General features: G+C 73.8%; 6 protein-coding genes. All 6 read left to right on the top strand.

The genetic code is table 11. The features are described 5' to 3' along the window. Nucleotides 1-187 precede the first annotated feature (187 nt). Entirely contained in the window at nucleotides 188-2,152 is a 1,965-nt protein-coding gene (locus AB0I10_RS29555) for a DUF3492 domain-containing protein (RefSeq protein WP_363155714.1), read from the top strand. Between the two features lie 78 nt (nucleotides 2,153-2,230). After that, nucleotides 2,231-2,431, top strand: a complete 201-nt coding sequence (locus tag AB0I10_RS29550) for a hypothetical protein (RefSeq protein ID WP_363155713.1) — start codon at nucleotides 2,231-2,233, stop codon at nucleotides 2,429-2,431. Further along, complete coding sequence (locus tag AB0I10_RS29545) at nucleotides 2,428-3,705, top strand: hypothetical protein (RefSeq protein WP_363155712.1); 1,278 nt, start codon at nucleotides 2,428-2,430, stop codon at nucleotides 3,703-3,705. The genes AB0I10_RS29550 and AB0I10_RS29545 overlap by 4 nt, the downstream gene beginning before the upstream one ends. A 295-nt stretch (nucleotides 3,706-4,000) precedes the next feature. Next, a complete protein-coding gene (locus tag AB0I10_RS29540) occupies nucleotides 4,001-4,957 on the top strand; it encodes an NAD-dependent epimerase/dehydratase family protein (protein WP_363155711.1) in 957 nt (318 codons plus the stop codon). After that, nucleotides 4,945-5,733 carry a spherulation-specific family 4 protein gene (locus AB0I10_RS29535; protein WP_363155710.1) on the top strand — a complete coding sequence of 263 codons (789 nt, stop codon included), beginning with the start codon at nucleotides 4,945-4,947 and terminating at the stop codon, nucleotides 5,731-5,733. Before AB0I10_RS29540 ends, AB0I10_RS29535 begins: the two co-directional genes overlap by 13 nt. Before the next feature lie 70 nt (nucleotides 5,734-5,803). Then, entirely contained in the window at nucleotides 5,804-6,982 is a 1,179-nt protein-coding gene (gene moeZ / locus AB0I10_RS29530) for an adenylyltransferase/sulfurtransferase MoeZ (RefSeq protein ID WP_363155709.1), read from the top strand. Nucleotides 6,983-7,033 lie beyond the last annotated feature (51 nt).

Genomic DNA, 7,033 nt, shown 5'->3' with positions numbered 1-7,033 from the left:
CCGCGTTCTTCTGTGTCTTCTCATCACCCGGTTGGGCTTGCTTTAAAGACCGGACCTGCGTTGCGGTCGTTGCGGGACTTAAACCCCCCGCCCCCCCGCCACCGGGCCCTTTGCGTAGCTTCTTCCTGCAGGTGACGGGGAGACCGTCGCGCCAGGGACGCCGACAGGGAAGGGCGGGGGTGCACTCGTGCGCGTGGGGCTGCTGACCGAGGGTGGTTATCCGTATGCGTCGGGTGAGTCGCGGGGGTGGTGCGACCGGCTCGTGCACGGGCTCGCCGGCCATGACTTCGAGATCTACGCCCTGAGCACCGGCGCCCGCCAGGAGGCACGGGGCTGGGACCGGCTGCCGGAACACGTACGGCTGGTGCGCACCGCACCGCTGTGGGGCGAGTTCCCCGAGGAACACCGCCGGCACGTCGAGGACCGCAAGGGCCGCGCCGCCGGGCGCCGCGAACGCCGCCGCTTCGCCGAGCACTTCGGGGACCTCGCGGCGGCGTTCGGCACCCAGCCCGCCGAGAACGCGTCGGCCGGTGCGGCCGGCGGCCCCGACGATCCCGCCGCCGGGCAGGCGGACCGTTTCGCCGCCGGACTTTACGGGCTCGCCGAGCTGGCCCGCGAGCACGGCGGACTGCCCGCGCTGTTCCGCTCCGAGGACGCCGTACGCATCCTGGAAGGCGCCTGCCGGGGCCGCCGCGCACTGCGCGCCGCCCACGGCGCACAGCTCCAGGACGTCTTGGCCGTCGCCGAACACCTCGAACTCGCGCTGCGCCCGCTGTCCCTGGACTGGTACGGCGACGGCTACGACCCCGGGCTCGGCGGCGTGGACCTCTGCCATGCCACCTCCGGCGGCGCGGCGGCTCTCCCCGGCCTGCTGGCCAAACGCTTCTTCGGGGCTCCGCTGCTGGTCACCGAGTACGGCGTACGGCTGCGCGAGCACTACCTCGCGCGCGCCGCGGCTCCTCTCAGCGGGGCCGTGCGCGCGCTGCTCGCGGCCTTCCAGGGAGCGCTGGTCGCCGAGACCTACGCACAGGCGGCGCTGATCACCCCCGGCAACACCCACGCCCGGCGCTGGCAGCAGCGCTGCGGCGCCGACGCGGCCCGGCTGCGCACGGTCTATCCGGGCATGGACGCCGACCGCTTCGCCTCGGTCGCCGACGCCGAGGCGGACGACTCCAAGACGCTGGTGTGGATCGGCGCCGTCGAGCCCGCCAAGGACCTCGTCGCGCTGCTGCACGCCTTCGCGGAGATCCGCAAGGCCGAGCCGGAGGCCACGCTGCGGATCATCGGCGGGGTCGGCCGCGCCCCGGATGCGCCCGGGTACTTCGCGCACTGCCGGTCGCTGGCCGCCCAGCTCTTCCCCGACGAGGCGGCCGACGCCCGCACCATCGGCGAGAACCCGGTCAGCTTCGAGGAGATCGGCGGCCCGGACGCGCCGTCCCTGGAGGACGCGTACGCCTCCGCCTCGGTGGTGGTCCTCTCCAGCGTCGTCGAGGGCTTTCCGCGCTCCCTGGTGGAGGCGATGTTCTGCGGCCGCGCCACGGTGTCGACCGATGCCGGCGCGGTCTGCGAAGTCATCGGCGGTACGGGGCTGGTGGTCCCGCCGCGCAACCCCCGCGCACTCGCCGACGCCGTCAACGCACTGCTCGGCGACCCGGACCGCAGGGCACGGCTGGGTGCGGCGGCCCGTGCGCGGGCGCTCGAACTGTTCACCGCCGAGCAGAACATCACGGCATTTCGTGGCATCTACCTGGAGCTGATCTCACGCGCTCCGGCCCGTCCGGCCACATACCGCGCGGTGGACGCGCAGGGTGTGCCGCAGCCGTTCGCCCGCCCCGCCGAATCCCATGTCCCGGGGCGTTGGGTCGCGCCTGCCGCCGCCACCCGCGCCGCCGCCCCGGCCGGCCGTACACCGAGCTGGGCGACGCCGGAGGTCGAGCGTGCGGCGGTGGCGCGCGCGGCGGCGGTCCGGGCCGGCGGACGGGCGGAGCCGCTGGCGGCATACGGCGCGGAGGACGCCCCCGAGGACATGGGCGGCACCGCCGAGGTGCTGGCCAACAGACCTGCGGAGAAGCCCTGTCGGATGTCCGGGGTGCCGGTCGGTGCCGGCGGGTTCGGGAGACTCGGGGGGCTCGGGGGAGGCGCGACTACGTGACGCCGGGACGGATGTGATGCGCGGGACGGACGTGAGCCGGACGGACATGAGGCACGGGACGGCGATGAGGTGGGCGTGGTGAGCGTGCTGGAGATGGCGGTGGCGACGGACATGACGGTGGCTATGGACATGACGATGGCGACTGACGTGACGGTGGCGGCAGGTGTGATGAACGTGGCGATGGTGGCGGGCCTGGGCGCAGCGATGCCGACCGGCGCGGCGCAGATGGCGCATGACGGCAGCCCAGGACAGGCCCCAGGGAGAGGAGCCGGGGCATGACCGCGTCAGAGGCGGAGCGCGCGGCGCCCGACGGCCCGCCCGCCGGGAGCCCCCGCCGGGAGCCCGCCGCGCTCCCCACCCCGTCCGCCCGTAAGAGCCCCACGGACGCCGGGGACGCCAAGGGTGCAGCCCCGCGCCCCGCGCGCCGTGGCCCCGCCGACCCCGTAAGAGCCCTGATGTACCGGCACCGCAAGCTCTGCGAACGCGCCGTCGACGCGCTGGAGATCGCCGCCGGGCTGGAGGCACACGGCGTCACCGACCGCACGGCCGCCCGGTTCCGGCACCGCGATGTCTTCTCGCTGGCCGAGGAACTGTACGCCCGGGTGCCGCGCGCCGAGTCCGACGGCACCCCGGCACCGGGCCCCGAGCCGGGCGGGCGCTCCCGGGGCGTGCGCGGGGCGCTGCATCTGCTGCCCGGCGCGGTCTGTGCCGCGGCGGTCGCCGCCGTCGCCTCGGCGGATGCGCCAACTCCCTTCGTGCGTCCCGTAGTTGCCGTCACCGGCATCGTGCTGGTCGTCCTAGCGGTGCGGCTGAGCGTACGGTCCGGGCCGCTGCGGGTACGCCCCGGCGCCGGATCCCGTGCCGCGAGCCTGTGGATCTGCTGGACGGCGGGGTACGCGGTCTACGGCGACTGGCTGCTGGCGCAGCTGCTGGCCGGCGGTCCCGATCTGCCGTATGTGCACCCCCGGGCCGCCCTCGCCACCGCCGTGGCGCTGGCCTTCGGCATCGCCCCGGCGGCCTGGTGCGCCCACCGGTTCGCGGTCCGCGGCCGGCGCTCCCTCGCCGCCAGCCGCGGCCTCACGGAACTCGCCGCCCGGACAAGGCCGTTGCTGGCCGGTGTCACCCTGCTCTTCCTCGGCGCGCTGGTGGCGCTGCTGGCCGGCGCGGGCCTGGTCTTCGGGGGTGGCGGCCTACTGGCCGCGACCGCGGCGGCCGCCCTGGGGATGCTGCTCTTCCTCGCCCGGCTGCTCGCCATCCACGGCTTCCCCGGAGCGGCCGCGGCGGGCATGGCCTCGGCCGCCGCCCTGGAAGCCCTCGCCCTGGCCGCGGTGCTGATCGCCCGGCTCCCCGGCCTGGCCCCGGTCGGCCGCCCGGTGGAGGCGCTGACCACCGCCGTCGGACCGGCCGCCGTACCCGCCGTCGCCTGCACGGCCGCCGCACTCGGCCTGCTGGTCCACGGCCTGCGGGCGCTGACCGGCGCCTGCGCGCACTCGCCCGCCCCCTCCGTACCGGCGGAGCCGGGCGGCGGGTGGGAGAGGGCTGACCGGCCGTGACCCTCCCGACCACCACCGGCGCGCACCGCGCCACCCCACCCCGCACCCGCGCCCTCTTGCGCCCCCGGCGGGATCCCGCACCACGCACCACTCCCGAAGCGGCACCCCGACACGGCCGCTTCGGGGCCTTCGACGCGGGCACCACCCCCCACGTGGCCCCGCCGCCAGGGCGGACGCCGAACCCGCCGTCCCCGCCGGCCCCCGTTGAAGTTTTCCCCTTCCCACAACCCGTCTTAGGAGCACGACACATGAACGTCCACCCCACCACTCGCCACGGGCACCGGGGGGTCGCACGATGAGGGTCCTGCTCATCGGTGCCAACGGGTACCTCGGCCGCTATGTCGCCGACCGCCTGCTCGCCGACCCCGCCGTCCAGCTCACCGCCCTCGGGCGGGGCGACGACGCGGACGTCCGCTTCGACCTGGCCACCGGCAGCCCCGGCGCGCTCACCCGCTTCCTCGACGCCGTCCACCCCGGGGTCGTCGTCAACTGCGCGGGCGCCACCCGGGGCGGCGCCCGCGATCTGACCCGGCACAACACCGTCGCGGTCGCCACCATCTGCGAATCGCTGCGGCGCAGCGGCTGCGGCGCCCGGCTGGTGCAGCTCGGCTGCGCCTCCGAGTACGGGCCCTCGCAGCCCGGCTCCTCCACCGCCGAGGACGCGGTGCCGCGCCCCGGAGGGCCGTACGGCGTGAGCAAGCTCGCCGCCACCGAACTGGTCCTCGGCTCCGGGCTCGACGCCGTGGTGCTGCGGGTCTTCTCACCGGTCGGCCCCGGCACCCCGGCCGGCTCGCCGCTCGGCCGGCTCGCCGAGGCGATGCGTCGCGCGATGCAGTCCGGCGACAGTGAACTCAAGCTCGGCGGGCTCGGCGTCCAACGGGACTTCGTCGATGTCCGCGACATCGCGCGCGCGGTGCACGCCGCCTCGCTCTCCGCCGCGCAGGGCGTCGTCAACATCGGGACCGGCCGCGCGGTACGGCTGCGCGAGGCCGCGTCCGTGCTCGCCCGGGTCGCCGGATTCGGCGGCTCGCTGCACGAACTGGACTCGCCGCCCGCCCGGCTGGTCATCCCGGCCCCGTCCACCGAGCACAACGTGGGCTCGCCGCCCGCCACCTACCCGTATCCGGACGGCTGCGGCACCTGGCAGCAGGCGGACGTCCGCACGGCGCGCGACCGGCTCGGCTGGCGCCCGCGGATCGGTCTGGAGGAGTCGCTGGCCGATATCTGGATGGAGGCCGCATGTCGTATCTGACCACTCCCACGGACATCACCCGCGCGCCCGCCGGGGCCGGACCGCTCCACATCGGCGTACCGGGCTTCGCCCATCCGCTGCTCGCGCCCACCGAATGGGCGGAACTGCTGCGCTCCGGCGGGTCCGGCCACGGCGCCGCCCCGGGGCCGGTGCACTGGGCGGTGCTCAACGTGTCCAACGGGCCGGGGGCGCGCCCCGACCCGCACTGCCTGCGCTCCGCGGCCCGGCTGCGTGAGACCGGCGTCCGCCTGCTGGGACACCTGGACATGGGGCGCGGCGCGCGCCCCTTCGGCGAGCTGGTCTCCGATGCGCACCGCTACCTGGAGTGGTACAAGGTCGACGGTTTCTGGATGGACCGCTGTCCCACGGACCGGACGCAGCTGCCCGAAACCCGGCGGATCAGCACCACCCTCCGGACCCTCCTCGATGACGCCTACCTCGTCCTCGGGCACGGCACCCACCCCTGCCCCGGCTACGCGGAGTGCGCCGACCAGCTGGTGACCTTCGCCGGGCCGTGGGCCGACTACCGCTGGTCGCAGGTGGCCGAGTGGACCGCCGACCACCCGCCCGAACGGTTCTGCCACCTCGTCCACGGTGTGCCCAGGACACATCTGGACGAAGCGCTGCGGATCGCCCGCTGGCAAGGGGCGGGCACGGTGTACTTCACGGACCACCGTGCCGCCGCGGCGGCAGGTACCGCCGGTGACGCCTGGCAGTCGCTGCCCGGTTACTGGGACGAATTCGTCTCGCGCATCGGACCAGGTGTCTCGGAATGAAGGAGGGCGTGGCAGTGTTACGGAGAACGTCCGTAGTGAATTACCGATCAACACCCTTGTTGAGGTCTTCGTGTCGCTGCCACCCCTGGTCGAGCCCGCTTCCGAGCTCACCGTCGACGAGGTCCGCAGGTACTCCCGCCACCTGATCATCCCCGACGTCGGGATGGACGGGCAGAAGCGGCTGAAGAACGCCAAGGTGCTGTGTGTCGGCGCCGGCGGTCTGGGCTCGCCCGCGCTGATGTACCTGGCCGCGGCCGGCGTCGGCACCCTGGGCATCGTGGAGTTCGACGAGGTCGACGAGTCGAACCTCCAGCGCCAGATCATCCACAGCCAGGCGGACATCGGCCGCTCCAAGGCCGCGTCCGCCAAGGACTCGGTGCTGGGCATCAACCCGTACGTCACGGTCAATCTCCACGAAGAGCGCCTGGACTCCACGAACGTCATGGAGATCTTCGCGCAGTACGACCTGATCGTGGACGGCACGGACAACTTCGCCACCCGCTACCTGGTGAACGACGCCTGCGTGCTGCTGAACAAGCCGTACGTGTGGGGTTCGATCTACCGCTTCGACGGCCAGGCGTCGGTGTTCTGGAGCGAGCACGGCCCCTGCTACCGCTGCCTGTACCCGGAGCCCCCGCCGCCCGGCATGGTCCCCTCCTGCGCCGAGGGCGGCGTCCTGGGCGTGCTCTGCGCGTCCATCGGCTCCATCCAGGTCACCGAGGCGATCAAGGTCCTCACCGGTACCGGCGACCCGCTCGTCGGCCGCCTGATGATCTACGACGCGCTGGAGATGACCTACCGCCAGGTCAAGGTCCGCAAGGACCCCGGCTGCGCGGTCTGCAGCGACAACCCGACCGTCACCGAGCTCATCGACTACGAGGCCTTCTGCGGCGTCGTGTCCGAGGAGGCCCAGGAGGCGGCGGCCGGCTCGACGATCACTCCCAAGCAGCTCAAGGAGTGGATCGACGCGGACGAGAAGATCGAGATCATCGATGTCCGCGAGCCGAACGAGTACGAGATCGTCTCGATCCCCGGCGCCCGACTGGTCCCGAAGAACGAGTTCCTGATGGGCACCGCCCTCCAGGACCTGCCGCAGGACAAGAAGATCGTTCTGCACTGCAAGACGGGCGTCCGCTCCGCCGAGGTCCTCGCGGTCCTGAAGTCCGCCGGCTTCGCCGACGCGGTGCACGTCGGTGGCGGCGTCATCGGCTGGGTCAACACGGTCGAGCCGGAGAAGCCGATTTACTGAGCCCGCGTTCCACGTGAAAGGCGCCGGTCCGCATGTCCTGCGGACCGGCGC

This window comes from Streptomyces sp. NPDC050636 (assembly GCF_040654775.1).
Taxonomy (GTDB): Bacteria; Actinomycetota; Actinomycetes; order Streptomycetales; family Streptomycetaceae; genus Streptomyces.
Note: the sequence above shows the minus strand (reverse complement) of the source record. Positions and strands in the feature narration are given on the sequence as shown.

Excerpts from the sequence above, each read along its gene's own strand:
- AB0I10_RS29535 (WP_363155710.1), top strand. The coding sequence starts at position 4,945 with ATGTCGTATCTGACCACTCCCACGGACATCACCCGCGCGCCCGCCGGG.
- AB0I10_RS29545 (WP_363155712.1), top strand. The coding sequence starts at position 2,428 with ATGACCGCGTCAGAGGCGGAGCGCGCGGCGCCCGACGGCCCGCCCGCC.
- AB0I10_RS29540 (WP_363155711.1), top strand. The coding sequence starts at position 4,001 with ATGAGGGTCCTGCTCATCGGTGCCAACGGGTACCTCGGCCGCTATGTC.